The sequence below is a fragment of the Bifidobacterium miconis genome (genome assembly GCF_019331735.1).
Lineage (GTDB): Bacteria > Actinomycetota > Actinomycetes > Actinomycetales > Bifidobacteriaceae > Bifidobacterium > Bifidobacterium miconis.
Window position 1 is genome coordinate 24,300 of record NZ_JAHBBH010000023.1, and the last position, 17,958, is coordinate 42,257.

At 65.4% G+C, this 17,958-nt stretch carries 16 protein-coding genes and 1 pseudogene; 7 read left to right on the forward strand and 10 right to left on the reverse strand.

Annotated features, from left to right (window positions below; genetic code table 11):
* Positions 1–60: 60 nt before the first annotated feature.
* Together KIH79_RS08535 and KIH79_RS08540 are read right to left on the reverse strand one after the other, a co-directional pair.
* Positions 61–1,542 carry an MFS transporter gene (locus tag KIH79_RS08535; protein ID WP_219058993.1) on the reverse strand — a complete coding sequence of 494 codons (1,482 nt, stop codon included), beginning with the start codon at positions 1,540–1,542 and terminating at the stop codon, positions 61–63.
* Positions 1,543–1,619: 77 nt separating this feature from the next.
* A complete protein-coding gene (locus tag KIH79_RS08540; RefSeq protein ID WP_236023738.1) occupies positions 1,620–2,144 on the reverse strand; it encodes a PadR family transcriptional regulator in 525 nt (174 codons plus the stop codon).
* Between the two features lie 214 nt (positions 2,145–2,358).
* Here KIH79_RS08540 and KIH79_RS08545 point away from each other — a divergent pair, with 214 nt between their 5' ends.
* The gene (locus KIH79_RS08545) at positions 2,359–3,069 is read left to right on the forward strand and encodes an NADPH-dependent F420 reductase (protein ID WP_338023135.1); all 711 of its coding nucleotides are present in this window, start codon (positions 2,359–2,361) and stop codon (positions 3,067–3,069) included.
* Between the two features lie 170 nt (positions 3,070–3,239).
* On the opposite strand, the gene KIH79_RS08550 is transcribed toward KIH79_RS08545, so the two are convergent.
* Positions 3,240–3,638: a cupin domain-containing protein gene (locus KIH79_RS08550; protein WP_219058995.1), complete on the reverse strand. Its 399-nt coding sequence runs from the start codon at positions 3,636–3,638 to the stop codon at positions 3,240–3,242.
* A 370-nt stretch (positions 3,639–4,008) separates the two neighbouring features.
* Between KIH79_RS08550 and KIH79_RS08555 the strand changes: the two genes are divergently transcribed.
* On the forward strand, positions 4,009–4,536 hold the full coding sequence (locus KIH79_RS08555; protein WP_219058996.1) for an NAD(P)H-dependent oxidoreductase: 528 nt from the start codon (positions 4,009–4,011) through the stop codon (positions 4,534–4,536).
* A 203-nt stretch (positions 4,537–4,739) separates the two neighbouring features.
* Here KIH79_RS08555 and KIH79_RS08560 read toward each other — a convergent pair whose 3' ends face one another.
* Together KIH79_RS08560 and KIH79_RS08565 are read right to left on the reverse strand one after the other, a co-directional pair.
* A complete protein-coding gene (locus tag KIH79_RS08560) occupies positions 4,740–6,098 on the reverse strand; it encodes an MFS transporter (protein ID WP_219058997.1) in 1,359 nt (452 codons plus the stop codon).
* Positions 6,099–6,186: 88 nt separating this feature from the next.
* A complete protein-coding gene (locus KIH79_RS08565; RefSeq protein WP_219058998.1) occupies positions 6,187–7,608 on the reverse strand; it encodes an MFS transporter in 1,422 nt (473 codons plus the stop codon).
* A gap of 187 nt (positions 7,609–7,795) precedes the next feature.
* Here KIH79_RS08565 and KIH79_RS08570 point away from each other — a divergent pair, with 187 nt between their 5' ends.
* The 4 genes from KIH79_RS08570 to KIH79_RS08585 all read left to right on the forward strand — a co-directional run bounded on the left by KIH79_RS08570 (position 7,796) and on the right by KIH79_RS08585 (position 11,177).
* A complete protein-coding gene (locus KIH79_RS08570; RefSeq protein ID WP_219058999.1) occupies positions 7,796–8,692 on the forward strand; it encodes a LysR family transcriptional regulator in 897 nt (298 codons plus the stop codon).
* 77 nt (positions 8,693–8,769) lie between these two features.
* Positions 8,770–9,003 carry a hypothetical protein gene (locus KIH79_RS08575; RefSeq protein WP_219059000.1) on the forward strand — a complete coding sequence of 78 codons (234 nt, stop codon included), beginning with the start codon at positions 8,770–8,772 and terminating at the stop codon, positions 9,001–9,003.
* Complete coding sequence (locus KIH79_RS08580; RefSeq protein WP_219059001.1) at positions 8,996–9,268, forward strand: DUF4160 domain-containing protein; 273 nt, start codon at positions 8,996–8,998, stop codon at positions 9,266–9,268. Before KIH79_RS08575 ends, KIH79_RS08580 begins: the two co-directional genes overlap by 8 nt.
* Before the next feature lie 283 nt (positions 9,269–9,551).
* Positions 9,552–11,177, forward strand: a complete 1,626-nt coding sequence (locus tag KIH79_RS08585) for a DNA polymerase III subunit epsilon (protein ID WP_219059011.1) — start codon at positions 9,552–9,554, stop codon at positions 11,175–11,177.
* Positions 11,178–11,349: 172 nt separating this feature from the next.
* Here KIH79_RS08585 and gnd read toward each other — a convergent pair.
* The 3 genes and pseudogenes from gnd to KIH79_RS08600 all read right to left on the reverse strand — a co-directional run.
* Positions 11,350–12,267: pseudogene (gene gnd, locus KIH79_RS08590) on the reverse strand (phosphogluconate dehydrogenase (NAD(+)-dependent, decarboxylating)); the annotation flags it as partial.
* 75 nt (positions 12,268–12,342) lie between these two features.
* Positions 12,343–12,897, reverse strand: coding sequence for a gluconokinase (locus KIH79_RS08595; RefSeq protein ID WP_236023739.1), 555 nt, complete (start codon positions 12,895–12,897; stop codon positions 12,343–12,345).
* 132 nt (positions 12,898–13,029) lie between these two features.
* Positions 13,030–14,445, reverse strand: coding sequence for a GntP family permease (locus tag KIH79_RS08600; protein ID WP_219059003.1), 1,416 nt, complete (start codon positions 14,443–14,445; stop codon positions 13,030–13,032).
* A 168-nt stretch (positions 14,446–14,613) separates the two neighbouring features.
* Between KIH79_RS08600 and KIH79_RS08605 the strand changes: the two genes are divergently transcribed.
* Complete coding sequence (locus KIH79_RS08605) at positions 14,614–15,342, forward strand: FadR/GntR family transcriptional regulator (RefSeq protein WP_219059004.1); 729 nt, start codon at positions 14,614–14,616, stop codon at positions 15,340–15,342.
* A gap of 314 nt (positions 15,343–15,656) precedes the next feature.
* Here the strand turns inward: KIH79_RS08605 and KIH79_RS08610 are convergent, their stop codons facing one another.
* Both KIH79_RS08610 and KIH79_RS08615 read right to left on the reverse strand, forming a co-directional pair.
* Positions 15,657–16,139 (reverse strand): S-ribosylhomocysteine lyase, encoded by a 483-nt coding sequence (locus KIH79_RS08610; RefSeq protein ID WP_236023740.1) that lies wholly within the window; start codon positions 16,137–16,139, stop codon positions 15,657–15,659.
* Positions 16,140–16,346: 207 nt separating this feature from the next.
* Positions 16,347–17,958, reverse strand: a 1,612-nt coding sequence (locus KIH79_RS08615; protein ID WP_219059005.1) for a RecQ family ATP-dependent DNA helicase, incomplete at its 5' end; no start/stop codon positions are given.

Sequence of the window (17,958 nt, forward strand, 5' to 3'; positions counted from 1 at the left end):
CAGCCTCCCCTCGCTCATCGGGTGGGTATCCTACGGAAATCCAGACCGGATACCCGCCCGCTACGCTTCCTTCAGTTCCGGCGCACGGCGCGTCGAGAAGCGGAACATGAGCGCGGCGAGCACGACGCCGACCACGGCCATGCCGGCGAGCACCCACATGCTGGAGGCGAATCCCTGCACGTAGGATGCGGTCTCGCCCGCACCGTTCCGGGCCGCGGCGGCGGAGAACTCGGACAGCAGCGCGCTGGCCACGGCCGTGCCGATCGCGCCGGCCAGCTGCTGCACGGTGTTCATCACCGCGGAACCATCGGCGTTGAGCCGCGCGGGCAGCTGGTTCAGCGCATGGGTCTGGTCGGGCACGAGCACGAATCCGGAGAACGCCATGAACACCGCGTAGGCGACGGCCACCGCCGCTACGTTGCCGGACGCGGCGATGAGCACCGCGTCCATCACGGTCACGACCGCGAAACCGATCACGATGAATTTGGGCGGGAAATGGTTTTTGAGTGCCCCGCCGATCATCGGCGCCGCGACCGCACCGACCGCCGCGCCGGGCAGCAGCGTCAGCGCCGCGGGCAGACTGCCCAATCCGAAGCCGCGCTGCAGCAGGATCGGCAGCATGAAGTTCAGTCCGAGCACGCCGCCGGACGCCATGAGCAGGATCATCATGCCGAGCGAAAAACCGGGGTACGCGAACACGCGCACTTCGACCAGCGGCCGGGCCATGCACAGTTGCGCGGCGGTGAACGCAGCCAGTACCGCAATACTCACGACCAAGGTCAGCCAGAATCGCCAATCGCCGTCCCAGCTCGCGAAGAAGCTCACCGCGACGATCAGTCCGGACAGTCCGACGGCGACCAGCAACAGCGACGGCACGCTGATCGTCGCCTGTTCGGCATCGCCGGGATGGCGGATCTCCGGCACGGTGGCCATGCCGAGCAGGAACGCGACGGCGAGGAACGGCAGCATCGTGTAGAAGATCCAATGCCAGTCGAGCCATTCCATGACCATGCCGCCGAACACTGGGCCGATGGCCGGCGCGGCGCAGGTGACGAGGCTGACGATGCCGAGCATGGCGCCGCGCTGTTCGAGCGGCGCTTTCTCAAGGATGATGTTGGTGATGAGCGGCAGCGAGATGCCGGTGCCGAGTGCCATGACGAGACGTGCGGCGAGCAGCATCGGGAAGCTCACGGCGAACGCGCCGATCAGCGTACCGGCGGCGAAGATCGCGACCGACGCGACGAACAGGGTCTTCGTGGCGAAGCGGCGCACCATGAACGGCGAGCTGGGGATCGCGACCGACAGGAGCAGCAGGTAGCCGGTGGTGAGCCATTGCACGGTGGACGCGTCGACGTTGAACTCCTGCATGAGCGTGGAGTAGGCGATATTGAGCGACGTTTCCGACAGGATGCCGAGGAACGTGAGGATCGCGAGCGCCACCACGCAGGCGACGATGGCCGTGGGCACGGGTCGTTTGCCGCTGGCGGGTGTCGTCCCGTCAGGCCGCTCCGGCCGGCCGTTTATTGTTGTGCGTTCGTTCATGGGCGCATCCTCCGTTGCGACGACGATTGTTGCATGTCAAACAATGTGCCATCGTACCGGCGAATGTTACGTGAAACTCACTCGCCGAGCTCGCGTTCGAGCCATTGGCGTTCGGCGTCGATTTCGGCGTCATGCACCGCGATGATCGCGCGGCGGTACTTGTCAGTGACCTTGTCGTTGTCGATCGGGCCTTCGCCGTCGCTGTACAGGCGGCGCACGTCGGATTCGAGCAGGTCGAGCCGGCGACGCAGCACGGCACGTCGGTCGGTCTCGTCGGGGATGACGGACAGGAACGACATGACGACCGCCCATTTGGTGATGTTGGTGAGATTATAGCCGCTGGTGTTCTTGAGCTCCTCGATCAGCTTCTCGCGGCCGGCGGGTTCGAGATGGAATTCGCGCAGGCGGCGTCCGTTGACCACATTGAAGGTTTCGCCGATGTAGCCGGCTTTAACGAATTTGTTGGTCACCGTGTGCAGCGTGCCATCGGAGACAGCCTGCATATAGCCCTGCAACTGTTCCATCTTCTTGCGCAGCCGGTAGCCGCACAATGGTTCCTCGCTCAGGAAGCCCAGCGTCATGAGTTCTATCGTGTTCATCATAGGTTCATGATATCTCAATCCGAGATATCTCGGAACGACACGCCGGTGGCGAACATATTGAAATCGCACATTATCGGTGGAATCACGCCGGTTTTGCACCATCCATAAATCTTTCTGATATATCTCAATTTGAAATATCTCTTTCTGAGGTGCATACTGGCATCATCGCGAACGCAGCGGACGGCAAACCTCCACCACAACGGTCGCACAGTCCATAACCGAACCAGACAAAAACACCACAACCGCCGCAAGCCACCCAACAGCACTTCACACGGCAAACGGCACCACCGAAAGGAACACCACCATGAGCACCATCACCATCTTCGGCGCAGGCAACATCGGCTCCGCGGTCGCAGGGCTGGCCGTCAAGTCCGGCGCGTCCGTGCAGGTCATCGACCGCAACCCGGACAAGGCCGCCGCCGCGGCCGAGGGCGTCACCGGCGCGAAGTTCGGCGAGGCCGCCATTTCCGGCGACATCGTTGTACTCGCCCTGCCGTTCCCGGCCTACGACGAGGTGCTCGCCGCCTACGCCGACCAGCTTGCCGGCAAGACCGTGGTCGACGTGGCCAACCCGATCGACTTCACCACCTTCGACCTCGCCCTGCCGGCCGGCTACCAGTCCGCAGCCGAGTACGTGGCCGCCAAGCTGCCGAACAGCACCGTGGTCAAGGGTTTCAACACCACGTTCGCCGCGACGCTGGCCACCGGCGAGAACGACGGCGCGCCGACCGTCGTGCAGCTCGCCTCCGATAGCGAAGACGCCAAGAAGGCCGTCGCCGCGTTCATCGAGGGCGCGGGTCTCAAGACCGTGGACGCGGGCGCCCTCAAGCGCGCGCAGTACCTCGAGGGCTACGGCGCGCTGCAGATCATTCTGGGTGTGACCGAGCAGACCCCGTGGACCGGCGGCTTCAAGGTCGTCAAGTAATCGCTCAAAGCAACCCCACAGCAGCCACTTCAATGGCGAATAGGCCGCAAGCCCGCATCTTTACGACACCCCTGCGGGCTTACGGTCGTTTCGGGGCATGAAACAGGCCGTAGGCCCGCAGGGTCGTTTCGATTCTGCGGACTTACGGCCTTGTAATGGCTGACGAAACCTCACACCAGAGCGCGGTAGGCGTCCTCGTCCACCGGTTCGAGCCACTCGGTCGACGCACCCTCCGCCTTGGGCATGACGGCCACGTGCGCGAACGACTCGGTCGGCGCCGCGCCATGCCAGTGCTTGGTGTCCGGCGGGATGCAGGCCACGTCGCCGGGCTTGAGCTCGACCGGATCCCGCCCCTCGATCTGGTAGTAGCCGCGCCCTCCCACGGCGAGCAGGATCTGGCAGATGCCGTGGTGAATGTGCCAGTGGTTCGTGCAGCCCGGCTCGAACGTGACGTTCGCCACCGACACCTGATCGTCGCCTGCGAGCGGCGCGAGATAGCTCTGCCCTTCAAAGTACTGCGCGAACGTGTCGTTCGGCTCGCCCATCGGGAATGCGCTCGGATTGTCCATGATGCCGTCCTTTCCTGCTCGCCATCCGCCGTCCGGATGGCCGTTGGTTCCGACGTTAGGAACTTCGAGCGCTCGAAGTCAACGGTCGTGCCGCGGCATCGTCCAGTCGCGTTCGGCTCGCGGCGACCGATGGTCGGCAGTCTCGTTCGATCCGAGACGACCGACGCACGCCACGTTCGCCCAGAACGTACCTGGCTTTCGCGTTGACGTGTCATCTGCGAGAGTAATAGTGATATTGCATGGCTCGTTTCGTGATATTCCGGTTCGGGATATCACGCAAGGCGACCGACCCGCGCAATCGGACGACGCGTTCGGTCGTGCGGCCGATACGTGCAACCAATAACTGAGAACCAACCAACAAGGAGAATCCATGGCGAAGAAGACGCTGGTGCTCGTGTTCCACCCGGGACTCAACACCCAGTCCCATGTCAACAAGACGCTGGCCGACGCGGCCGCCGAGCTGGACAACGTGACCGTGCGCGACGAGTACGCGCTCTACCCGGACGGCAAGATCGACGTCGCGGCCGAGCAGGCGGCGATCGAGGCCGCCGACCGCATCGTGTTCCAGTTCCCGTTGTGGTGGTTCTCCTCCCCCGCGCTGCTCAAGACCTGGGAGGACGAGGTGCTGCAGCACGGCTGGGCGTATGGTTCCGAAGGCCACGCGTTCGAAGGCAAGGAATTCCAGGTGGCCGTTTCCACCGGTTCGCCCGAGGCGAACTACCAGCCGGACGGCGCGAATAAGTTCGTGATCGATCAGGTGCTGGTGCCGTTCCAGGGCACGGCGAACTACATCAGCGCGACGTGGGTCAAGCCATTCGTGACCTTCGGTGCGTTCGGCATCACCGACGAGGCGCTGGCCGAGGCGGCCAAGAACTATCAGGCGCTCCTCGCCAAGTAGTCAGCCTTGCAATAATCGGAGTGGCCGGTTCCCGGGATTTCAACGTAACAATCCCGGGAACCGGCCATGTTCGTTTTTGCAGCACAAACCGCGGCATTGCAATGCAGTGTCATGTGCGTTTGTGCGAAAATGTCACTTTTCCGGTTCCCGGGATTCTCGCCGACAATCCCGGGAACCGGAAACGCCGCGCCGACGCACGCAGCTCATCTCGACAGCCGCCACACGTACCACGCGACCGGCAGGGTCAGCAAACCACCGGCAATGAACACCCACATGATCGGAATGACGTCGGCGAGCGGCGCGAAGACGAGCATGCCCACCGGCATGCCGAATGTGGCGAGCGTGGTGTCGATGCCGAACACGCGTCCGACCATCGACTCGTCGGCCTCCGACTGGATGACGGTGCGCATCGGTCCGACGCAGACGGCCGACGCGGCGCCGCACAGCAGATTGATGACGAGATAGCCGAGCAGTCCCGGCGCGACGCCGAGACCGACGACCGTGATGCCGACCGCGGCGATGCCGTATGCCATGACGCGCATCTTGTCGCGGATGATCTTCACGCCGATCGTCGACATGAACACGCCGCCAAGCAGCATGCCGCCGCTGAAGCTCAGCTCGTTGGCGGCGAGCTTGTCGGCGGCGGTGGTCAGGTTCACGAAACCGAGATTCAGGTCGATGCCCTCGTATTCGCGGGTCATGAGCAGGAGCGTGAGGTTGAGCGGCGCCACGGACATGAGGCAGGTCATCGCGTCGCCGAGCACCACGCCCCTCAGGCGTGCATGCCGCATCGTATAGGCGAAGCCGGCCCTGAGGTCGGTCATCGTACGGCGGATGCCGGCGACGATCGGATGCGCGTCGACGGCAGCGTCAGCGGCAGCACCGGCAACGGCTGTGCCTTCCGCGCCGCCGGACGTCGCCCCGGCGTTCGGCACGCGGATCATCGCGACGAATCCGACGCCGATTACCGCGGTCGTCACGTCAATGAGCAGGATCGACCAGAACGGCATGATGTTGATGAGCACGGCGGCGATGGCCGGCGCGACGATCATATTGGCGGAGCCGATCACGCCGAAGATCGAGTTGACGCGCAGCAGTTTGCCGGTCGGCGTGATGTCGGGGATGAACGACTGTACGGCCGGCATTTGCACGCCGCCGCCGGATGAGCGAATGAGCAGTACAGTGAACAGCATCGGCAGGCCGGCCCAGCCGTGCGCGAACGCGAACGACAGCACGATCGTAACGGCCGCGATGATGAGGTCGGGCAGCATGATGAGCGGCTTGCGACGGTACCGGTCGGCCATCGATCCGCCGAAGATGGAGACAACGCCTTGCGGCAGAATGCCGAACACGGTGGCGAACAGCATGGACAGGCCGGATTTCCATTCCAGCGCGATCCACCACCACAGGGCGTATTGCACGATGCTGGAGCCCAATAACGAGAACGCCTGACCGGTGAGCAGGAGCGCGACGCGCGGCTTCCAGCCGTGCTCCCTCGGGTCGGCGTCGGGAGTATGCGATGCCGACACGGCTTGTGCGGTATGGGATATGGATTGAGACATATGCGAGGCGCTCTTGCTTTCCGAAAATGACCGTGACCGAGTCCATGATACCGTCATGCGAGTCAGCTCCGGCCGGTCCGGTCAGCGGTCAGCGTTCGCGCCAGCGCGTCAGCTCGAAGACGAGCACATAGACAAGCAGCAGCGCGGAGGCGAGGAACACCGACCGCAACGCAAGCGTGAGCGACGGCAGGAACGTGGCGATGACGCCGAACACGGCCACGCCGATCGCGCCGCCGACCTGACGGAACGTGTTGAACATGGCCGACGCGATGCCGGCCTGCGCGGGGTCGACGGATCGCAGCACGACGCCGGCCGCCGCTGGCGTGGTGATGGCCGCACCGAAGCCGACGACGCTCAGACCCACCGCGACGACCCACACCGGAATCGGCGCGGGAGCGAGAAGCTCGAACAGGAACCCGGCGATCATGATCGCCAGTCCCAGCGTGATCGAGAACCTCGAGCCGCGCGCGGTGATGATGCGCCCGCCGATCAGGTTGCCGGCGATCGTGACGAACGCGGACGGCACGAACACGAGTCCGGCCGCGAACGCGCCCATATGCCGCTCGTTCTGCAGGAACATGGCGCAGATGAACACCATGCCGTACCAGTTGAAGATCATGATGAAGCCGATCTGCAGCGCGACCTGCATGCCGCGCACGCGGAACAGCCCGAGCGGCATCATCGGGGCGGCGACCTTGGTCTGGGAACATACGAACAGCACCAGCGCGATCACGCCGACGCCCAGCAGCACGAGCGTTACGGGAGCGGCAAGCCCGATTGCCCCGACTTCGATGATGCCGGCGACGAGCGTGGTCAGGCCGACGAGCGACAGCGCCTGTCCGATCCAGTCGAAGCGGATAGGCCGGCGCGGCGACGGCGCGATACGCGGCGCGAGCGCGAGGATGAACAGGCAGAACGGCACGTTGATCGCGAACACAAGACTCCAGTGGATCGGCGTGAGCAGTCCGCCGAGCAAAGGCCCGACCGCGGAGGCCGACGCGCCGCCCGCTCCCCACAGGGCGAGCGCCCACGCACGCCGGCGCGGGTCGGGATTCGCCTCGTTGATGAGCGACATAGACGCCGGCAGGATCAGCGCAGAGGCGACGCCGAGCGCGCAGCGGCCGAACACGAGCGCACCCATCGACCACGCGAACGAGCAGAACAGCGACGCGAGCCCGAACAGCCCCGCGCCGATCAGAAAGAGCCGTTTCGCGCCGAACCGGTCGGTGAGACTGCCGGCGAGCAGGAGCAGGGCGGCGAACAGCAGCGTGTAGCCGTCGACGACCCACTGCTGGACGGCCATGTCGCCGCCGAGTTCGGCCGCGATGGTGGGCAGCGCGACGTTGACGATGAGCACGTCCATGCCGGCGAGGAACGATGCGACGGCCGCGGCGATCGTGGCGGCCGTCGACGACGCGGCGGACGCGTCCGACGACCGCGACCCGATATCCGTCGGTGTTGCACCGGGACGGGGCTCGGTGATGTCATGGGAAGTCGATGAGGATGTCATGCTTGGGTGCGTCTCCTTGTGACCGTATACGATTCATATATAACGGCTCCTATGATAGGAACATAGATGGTTGCAATACCGCGGTTTATAGATGATTCTGATTTACACTATATAAACTGTTGGTTTATGCACAACGTGTAGGCGAGCTTCAGCGGACGACGCCGGCGCGCCGGAGAGGCGGGAAGACATGTACGATCGCAGACTGGACGCGGTGATCGCCGCGGCGGACACCGGCAGCTTCGCGCAGGCCGCGCGCCGGCTGCACATCTCCACGCCGGCGATCGCCAAGCAGATCACCACGTTCGAAAAAGAATACGATCTGACAATCTTCGACCGTTCCCGCGCAGGCGTCACGCCGACGCCGGCCGGCGCCGAATTCATCGACGATGCACGGTCGCTCGTCCGCGAGTCGAACGAAATCATCCGCAGGGCCCGTCAACGGATGCACCGTCACGAAACCCCGGTTCGCCTGGGCATCTCCATCCTGCGGCCCGCCCGCCGCATTCTCGACCTGTGGCAGCGCTCTGGACGGACCGGCATTCGTCTGGAACTCGTGTCCATGCCGGACGACAGCACGTCGATCCAGGACATCATCGCGCACCTGGGCGAGGACATCGACGTGATCTCCACCGCATTCGTGCCGGATCACTGGACCGGCGTCTGCGGCACGCTCCCGCTGTTCTACGAGCCGCTGTGCCTGGCCGTGCCGCGCGGCAGAATGCGGACGCGCTCGCCGGTCAGATCGCCGATCGTGAGTTTCGCACGGCGCGAGAGCGGATTGCCGCGCGGCAACGGCACCGACGACATCGCCCGAGACCTGCTCGAACGCAACCCCGGCGTCACGCTGGTCGACATCGCCCAGTACGACCTCGACCTGTTCAACGAGTGCGCCGAGTCCGACGACCTGCTCATCTCCAAGCCGATGTGGGACGACGCGCACCCGCAGCTCGTCAACGTGCCCGTCGACTGGCCCGAGCCGGTCGGCATGCAGTACGGCCTGCTCTACCCGCTCTCCCCCGCACCGCAGGTTGAATCCTTTGTCAACCGCATCGCCGCGCTCAACCGCCAGCTCGCGCAACGCTGATCCGGAGCGGATTCCACTTGCCCCGACATAGGCAAGCCACTATCGTTGTTCCATAGACGGTCGGACGGGAGGCATCGATGAACAGCGACAACACCTTCACCATGATGGGCATCACCACGCAGTGGGACGACGACACCATCACCATCACCGAAGTCGGCTACCCGCACAAGGCCGTACTGAGCAACACCGGCAAAATCCTGTCCTCTACGTTCGGCCCGGAAGGCGAATCATTCCTGCACCACTGGTTCGACCGGGTCAAGCCGACCGTTGACGGACTGCGCGCCATCGACCGGGAATACGCCGATGCCTGAAATCTTCAGCTTCGCCGGCTACTCCGTCTACTTCACCGCGCTCGATCGCGATCACGGCGTGCACGTCCATATCGCACAGGGGTCGCGCCACGATCTCGCCCGATTCGTCCTTGGAGCGGACGGCACAGTATCCTTGGCTCACAACAAAGGCGGGCTGCCATCCAAGGACATCCGACGGCTCCAATTTTTCCTGACCGCGAACTATGAGGATATCCTGCTCGCGTGGAGCATGTTCTTCGGCAAGGATTATCACTTCGACCGCTGAACGACACGAACATCTTCAAATCGCAGAGACGGCATCGCTTCCCTTCGCTGCTTCGATTGAATGCGCGGCTTGTCGACACCCATCGACTGTGAGCGCTACCATAAGAGGCGTGGGGAATAACTTCATGACGATGAATGATGCGAACGACATAAGCGATATGAACGATATGAATGACAGCATGAGCAGCGAATCAGCAGAAAACGACAACCAACAGAACCATCAGAACGTCACCGCCGCCGCAACCGATACGACGAACGTCGGCACTACCGCACCCGACAACCGCATGACCGACCGCACGGCCGACGACGGCGCCCCCGCGCACACGCCCGATCTCGCGTGGCTGAACGCGGCCAAGGAAACCATCCCCCAGTGGGCGTACATCATGCTGCGCGACGCCGACGACCACGACATCGACTGGGACTGGGTGCGTTCGCTCGACCTCGTGCACGGCATCGGCGTGGCCGAACCGGCCGATCTCGAGCCGGGCGCGGCGAGCAGCGCGCACGACCTGCTCAAGGCGGACCTTGCGATCCGCGACCGACTCGAGGCGATCATCGCGAAGATGAGCATGACGTTCATGCGCGACTTCGACCGGCACATCAAGACGTACGAACTGCCGCGCGCGCTCGCGTACGCCGACCGCCGCCTGACCGACCAGATCGATCTGCTGCGCGACCGCGGCGTCGCCGAAGGCCTGTGGACGGTGACGGACGAGGACCGCGAGCGCGTGACCGTGCCCGTGTTGCACGCAACGGAAGCCGGCCCGCTGACCGACGACGATCTGGCCGACGTGCAGGACCGCACGGCCGAAATCGTGAACGCGCGCGCCGAGAAGCGCAAGGCCGATCGCGAGAAGCGCGACGCGTCCCGTCACGAGCGTCAGATGGCGCTGTTCGAGGCGGACGAGAAGCACTACGGTTCGGTCGAGGCCGGCCCGGACGAGTCGGCGCCGGCCGATTCGAGTTCGGACGCGGGCAGCCCGGACTATCTGATCGAAGGCCAACCGGTCATCAACGACGACAATCCGGCCGTGCCGGACGTCGAACAGCTGCACGCGAACGAGACGGCCGTGCCGGAGATGCGCTACGAGAAGTCGCGTCACGCGGCCGCCGAGCACGTGGCCGCGCGGGCCGCCGCCGCACCGAAGGACTACTGGCGCGAGGTGTACCTGCCCGGCCGCGACGTGGACAACGTGATGGGCATCGATCTGGAGACGAACGGCACCGAACCGTACCGCGCGTACATCATCGACGTCGGCTTCGAATACATGAACATGAAGTCGCCGCGTCCGACCCAACTGCCCGGCGACTACCGTTACGACAAGGACTATTACGAGTCGGGCGACGCGTACGACCAGCACCGCTTCTCGTTCGGCGTGACGCCGGAGGCGGCGCGGCACGGCAACGCGTTCATCATCCAGCTGACCGGCATCGACATCAGCCAGCGCACGGGAGCCGAGTTCCCGCTGTTCGACGAGGACCCGGCCGCGCAGGCCGACCTGCTGCACCGGCTCACGTCGCAACCGTTCGTGGCGCACATGGCCACGTTCGAGCACAGCTTCTTCATGCTCAACGTGGCCGGCTACGCGGAAGCGTACCGCAACGGGCATGTGACGATCATCGACACGCTGCCGATGAGCCGCCTGTGGGACGAGGGTTCGATTCCGTGCGAGGGCCACCCGGACGGCGACAACACGCTCGACGCGTACGCGAAGCGGCAGGGCGCGCTGCACGAGGACGACGCGGAACGTCACTTGGGCCTTGAGGACACGCACATCATGCTGCTCGCGATGAAGCATCACCTCACGCAGCTCAAGGCCGAGGCGCGCGGGCCGTGGGGCCCGGGCGGCAAGGCGGGCGTCGGCGGCAAGCGCATCGTCAACTATCGTCGCCGCAGCTGGCGGCGGTAGCGGCGAGCGCCGACGACGAGTCGGCCGGCGGCAGTCGGACGGATCGCCATCGCTGTTCCAACATACGCAACGGGACATGCAACGGGCGTGCCGATGATCACGCAATGGATCATCGGCACGCCCGAATTGCGTTCAGTACGCTCAGCGCGCGTTCGTCACGCGTTCCGTGCGCTCAGTGCGTGGCGATTTCGTCGACCTTGGTGACGTGCCCGCCGAACTGGGCGCGCAGCGCGGTCACGACGCGCAGGATGTCGTCGGCGCCGCCGCGCGAGGTCTGGCGCTGCCACAGCGCGGCCGCGGTGGCCGGCGTGGGCACGCCGAGTTCGAGCGCCGCCTCGACCATCCAGCGCGCCTCGCCGGACTCGTTGGCCACGGCCGGCACGCCCTTGAGCGACGGATCGTGCTCGGTGGCGTTGTCGAACAGGTCGAGCAGCCAGCTAGCCACCACGGAGCCTTCGCGCCACGAGTCCATCGTGGCGGCCGGATCGGTCACGTATTCGGAGCGCATCATCGTGGCGAAGCCCTCGCCGAACGCCTGCATCATGCCGTATTCGATGCCGTTGTGCACCATCTTCGCGAAATGCCCGCCGCCGACCGGGCCGGCGTGCACGAGACCATAGTCGCCTTCCGGCTTGAGCGCCTCGAAGATCGGGCGCACGCGCTCGTAGTCCTCGTCGGAGCCGCCGATCATGAGCGCGTAGCCGCGCGCCTCGCCCCATACGCCGCCGGAGACGCCGCAGTCGAGGAAGCCGATGCCGCGCTGGGCGAGCGTGGCCGCATGCTCGCGGTCCTCGGTGTACTTGGAGTTGCCGCCGTCCACGACGATGTCGCCCGGCTCGAGCAGTTCGCCGAGCTTGGCGATCGTGGATTCGGTGGGCTTGCCGGCGGGGACCATGACCCACACGACGCGCGGGGCCGCGAGCGCGCCGACGAGCGCTTCGAGCGAGGCGACGTCGCGTCCGGAATCGGGGTTCATGTCGTAGCCGACGATCTCGTGGCCGTGCTCGCGCAGTCGCTTGACCATGTTGCCGCCCATGCGGCCGAGGCCGATCATTCCCATCTGCATTGTGGTTACCTTCTTTGGTGTGTGGTGATGCGTTGATGTGGTGTTTGGTGTGTGATTGGTGTGAGGCCGGCGTGATGCCGGCTGTGCGGAATGCCGCCGCTACAGCTTGAGCGCCCCGGCCACCGCGGCGGCCTCCATGTCGGGCGCGGCCTGGCCGATGTGCACGTTGACATGCACTTCGTCGTCGCCGGGCTCCTCGAGGATGTCGAACTGGGAGCGGAGCATGTCGGGCTTCATGAAGTGGCCTTCGCGGTGCGAGAGGCGTTCCATGACCTCGTCGTACGTGCCCTGCATGTACACGAACACGACGCCGGGGCGGCGCAGCTTGTCGCGGTACGCCTTCTTGAGCGCGGAGCAGGTGACGATGGCCGGCTCGCCCGCGGCGATGCGCTCGTCGATCCATGCGGCGAGCGAGTCGAGCCACGGCCAGCGGTCCTCGTCGGTGAGCGGGTGGCCGGAGGCCATCTTGTCGATGTTGGCCTGCGGGTGGAAGTCGTCGGCTTCGGCGTACTTGATGCCGTAGTGGTCGGTCAGATGCTTGGCGACGGTGCTTTTGCCGCAGCCGCACACGCCCATGAGGACGATGATCGGCTTGGTTGCGGCGAAGTAGTTCGCGGGGATGGTGTTGGCGGTGATGATGGACGGTGCGTTCATGGTTGGTGCCTGATTTCTGCGGTTGGCGATTGGTACGGATATTGGTGTGATCGATTGCCGATTGACGATGACTGAGCCGTGCCGGCCGGACGATGCCGACGGCGCTATGGCTGTTCGGCCGGCCGCTGTGCGTCAGACGAGCGGCACGAAGATGCTGCAGATCATGACGAGCGCGAGCACGACAACGGACAGCAGGCATTCGAGCACGGTCCACGTCTTGAACGTCTCGCCGACCTCGAGGCCGAAGTATTCCTTGATGAGCCAGAAGCCCGCGTCGTTGACGTGCGAGAGGAACACGGAGCCAGCGCCGATGGCGATGACGAGCAGCGCGATGGCCGGCGCGGTCACGCCCATCTGGTCGACGACCGGGCCGAGGATGCCGGCGGTGGTGATGATCGCGACGGTGGCCGAGCCGGTGGCGACGCGCACGAATGCGGCGATGATCCACGCGAGCAGGAAGATCGAGACGGACGAACTTTCGACGAACTTGCCGATGACGTCGCCGATGCCGGTGTCGACGAGCACGCCCTTGTAGCCGCCGCCCGCGCCGACGATGAGCAGGATGCCGGCGATCGGCGGCAGCGCGGCCTTAAGCGAGTCGTTGACGGACTTCCAGCTCATATGCGTGGCGCGGCCGAGGACGATCATGGCGAACAGCACGGCGGTGGCGAGCGCGATGGCGGGCTTGCCGAAGAAGGCGAGCACCTGCGCGTAGACCGCCTTGGATCCGGCCTGGTCGGGGGCGGCGATTTCGAAGATCGCGTTGGCGAGCATGAGGATGGCCGGCACGAGGATGCACAGCACGGACAGGCCGAACGGCGGCTTGACGGCGGCCTTGCCCTGCTTGCCCGCGCTGCCCGCGTCGAAGTCGTCGGGCGCGCCGACGGGCACCCACTGGGCGGCGAACTTGGAGAACAGCGGGCCGACAAGCGCGGCGGTGATGACGGCGATGGGCAGGCCGAACATCATGGTCACGCCGACGGAGCCGTTCTTGAAGCAGCTGAGCGCGGCGAGCGGGCCGGGCTGCGGCGGCATGCAGGCGTGCATGACGGACAGGCCGGCGAGGGTGGGGATGGCGACGCGCATGAGCGGCAGCCTGGAGCGGCGCGAGATGAGGATGATGACGGGCACGAGCACGACGAGGCCGACCTCGAAGAACATGGGCAGGCCGATGAGCGCGCCGATGAGGGCCATGGTCCACGGGATCATCCTCGTGGAGGTTTTCGACAGGAGCGTGTCGACGATGGAGTCGGCGGCGCCGGTGTCCATGAGCACGCGGCCGAGCATGGCGCCGAGGCCGACGAGGATACCGACGGAGGCCATGGTGGAACCGAACGACGTGGAGAAGCTGTCGACGGTGGCGACCGGTCCGTAGCCGGAGCCGACACCGACGACGAGCGCGGAGATGAGCAGCGAGACGAACGGGTGGAGCTTGGCAACGGTGACCAGCAGGATCAGCACGACGATGCTGGCGACCACGCTGATGCCCAGCTGCATGCCGTTGAGCTGCACCGCGGTGCTTGCTTCGGCAAGAATAAGGCCATTCATAGTACTTCTCTTCCTTGAGTTGCGTTATTTGCAATACGTTTCGCTGTATTGCTCTTGTTTTGTATGTTGACATTGAGTATAACGCCAGGTTTTGGATTACGCAATACGTTTATGACCCGGCGTGTCGAATATGTATGCCATAACGATCGAACGTGCGATACTTGTCCTATGACAAGCGAATCATCCACGGTTTCCAACGAGCAGACCGACCGCCCGCTGCACGATCGCCTGCTCGACGAATGGGGCACGGCCATCGTCGACGGCGACATTGCCGTCGGCGAGCGGCTTCCCGAGCCCGACATGGGCGGCGAAACGCCGTCGCGCACCGTCACGCGCGAGGCGACGCGCGTGCTCGAATCGATGGGACTGGTGAGCGTGCGGCGCAAGGCCGGCGCGACGGTCAATCCGATCGGACAGTGGAACATGTTCGACCCGCAGGTAATCCGCTGGCGTCTCGGCGGCGCGCACCGGCTCGACGCATTGCACGAACTGTCGCAGCTGCGCGCCGCGGTCGAGCCCGTGGCGGCACGGCTGGCCGCCGACTCGGCCACCCCCGAACAGTGGGCCGCGCTCACCGAGGCGGCGATCGGCATGGTCGCCCATTCGGACCACGCCAACGAACAGGAGTATCTCGACGCGGACATGCTCTTCCACCGCACCCTGCTCGAAGCGTCCGGCAACCTCATGTTTGCCAAGCTCGGCGGCGTGGTCGCCTCCACGCTCGAAGGCCGCACCCGCCACGAGCTCATGCCCTCCGTGGCCAATCAGGAGGCGCTCAACCTCCACGCCGAAGTCGCGGCCCTGATCCGCAAAGGCGACGGCCCCGCCGCCGAGGACGCCATGCGCCGCATCGTCACCGAAGCCGACGCCGCCGTCACCCGCATCGCCGCACGCTAGTGCTTTGTCGGGTTTACACTGCTACATTTCTTTTTCCCAGCTCCCCTTGTCAGGATGTTGCCGTGAAGCAAACAGCAGAGCTGTTTGCAGGCAACGTGCGAGCCGTCAGGCGAGCCAGTGCAACGCGGGCGCAGCCCGTCCATAATTGCAGGACGAGCTGTCACGCAGTGACTGAGGGGTAGTCAAAACCCATCACGTTGAATCCGACCAAGTACTAAGCTCTCGCCACCCGCTCAAGGACAGACACGACGAGGCCCCTCTCCAAAATCGAGAGGGGCCTTGTCGCGCGCAACAGGTCAAAACAGAGCGCCGAATCAGACGAGCTTGCGCTCGAAGGGGTCGGAGCTGATGCCCTTGGCAAGGATGTCCTTGCACCATTCCTTCGCGGTGAACAGGCTGTGGTCGCGGTAGTTGCCGCAGCTTTCGATCGTGGTGGCCGGCACGTCGTCCCACGTGGCCTGGTAGGCGATGAACTCAAGCGACTCCTTGAGCGCCTTGGCCACAGATTCGGTCGAATGCGTGCCCCACGTCAGCAGGTGTAAGCCGGTGCGGCAGCCGAACGGCGAGCAGTCGATGTAGCCGGGGATGCGCTCGCGCAGCAGCACGGCGATCGTGTGCTCGATCGTGTGCAGGCCGCCGGTCGGGATCGCGTTCTCGTTCGGCTGGACGAGACGCAGGTCGTAGTTCGAGATCACGTCGCCGCGGGGGCCGGTCTGCGTGTCGATGTAGCGCACGTACGGCGCCTTCACCTTGGTGTGGTCGAGCTGGAAGCTTTCGACGACTGGCTTGTCTGCCATAATGTCCTCCTTTGGGAATTGCCGTACAACTTGTCGTGTTCCATCATAGGGTTTCCGACGCGCCCGCCGCCCGGTTTGCCCGCAGGGCGATTCCGGAACGGAACGCATCGGCCGGCCATGGGCCAATGCCGTCGGCGGCGCGCATCGCCTTGGACGGCCGCAGCGGCAGGCACGCCGACGAGCCCTTCGGCCGCCGTCCTGCCGGACCTACTGCCCGTCGAACTCGGCGATGGCCTGCATGAACCGCTCGCCGTACTGGCGCAGCTTGCTCTCGCCCACGCCGTTGACCGACAGGAACGTCTCGTCGTCGGTCGGCTTGACGCGGGCCATGTCGCGCAGCGTCCTGTCGGAGAACACGATGTACGGCGGCTTGCCGATCTCCTGCGCGATGTCGCGGCGCAGCGCGCGCAGCCGCTGGAACAGCGCCTCGTCGTCCTCGTCGTCCGGAGCGAACGAGCCGAGCGCAGCATCGGACGGCGCGCCGCTCCCCTGCCCCGAACCGGGCCATCCGGACTTCGCCGCGCGTTCCTTGCGTTCCACGCGTTTGATCTCATACCGGAAATCGGACGCGACCGTCTCCGCCGCGCGCACGCCGAACCCGACGATCGGCAGGCGGCCTTCCGTAATGAACAACAGGCCGTCCGTGGTCATCTGGCTGAGCACGTCGCGGATCCGCGCCTCGGGCGTCTCGCGCAGCCGGCCGTAGCTCGGGCACCGGTCCAATCCGCGCGACAATACGTCCTGCGCGCGCGAACCGCGCAGCACGGCCACGATCTTGCCCGAGCCGAGCCCCGACCGCATCGGCGCGCGCGACGGACGTCCCTGATCGTCCCAGTCGTACATCACGTCGTGCACGCAACGGCTGATCGCGCGGGCCGCGTCGGTCACGTCGATCGTCTCGAACGTGCTGTCGCAGTTCGCGCAGCCGCCACGGCACTTGCCGCCGGGCGAGCCGTCGCGGCCGATCAGCGGCGCGGTTTCGCCGAAATAGCGCGTCATGTACAGGTGCAGGCAGTCGGTGGTACGGCAGTAGCCGACCATGCCGTCGAGCAGTCGGCGCTTCGACATGCGCACGATCTCCTGCTCCTCGGGCGTGAGCCGCTCGTTCTCGAAGTCGTTGTCGAGCAGGCGACGGCGTGTGCCGATGTCCGCCTCGTTCCACAGCAGCGTGCAGCGGCTCGGCTCGCCGTCGCGGCCCGCGCGGCCGGCCTCCTGGTAGTAGGCTTCGATCGACTCGGGCATGTTGTGGTGGATCACGTAGCGCACGTTCGACTTGTCGATGCCCATGCCGAACGCGTTCGTGGCGACGACGACGGGCACGCGGTCGGTGACGAAGTCGCGCTGGGCGCGTTCGCGCACGTCCGGGGCCATGCCGCCGTGGTAGGCGACTGCGATCGGGCCGGCGGACTGTGCAGCTCCGGCCGAAGCGCCGCGCAATGCCGGAACCGTGCGGTTGAGCGTTTCGGCGAGCGCCTCCGTCTCCTTGCGTGTGGCGCAGTAGACGATGCCGGACTCGTCGGGGTGCGCGGCCACGTAGCCGGACACCCAGCCGGCCTTGCGCTTGGTTTCGAGCTTGATGACGTCGAAGTACAGGTTCTCGCGGTCGAATCCGGTGACGGCGACCATCGGATCGCGCAGTCCGAGGATGTGCACGATGTCGCGGCGCACGCGCTCGGTGGCGGTGGCGGTGAACGCGGCGACGTCAAACTCCTGTACGTGGCCCCCGACCGCCTCGAAACCGACTGGTTCCGTTCGTTCGCAGCCCACACGCCCATCTCGCTGGTCGCCGTGGACGAAGCCCACTGCGTCTCCCAATGGG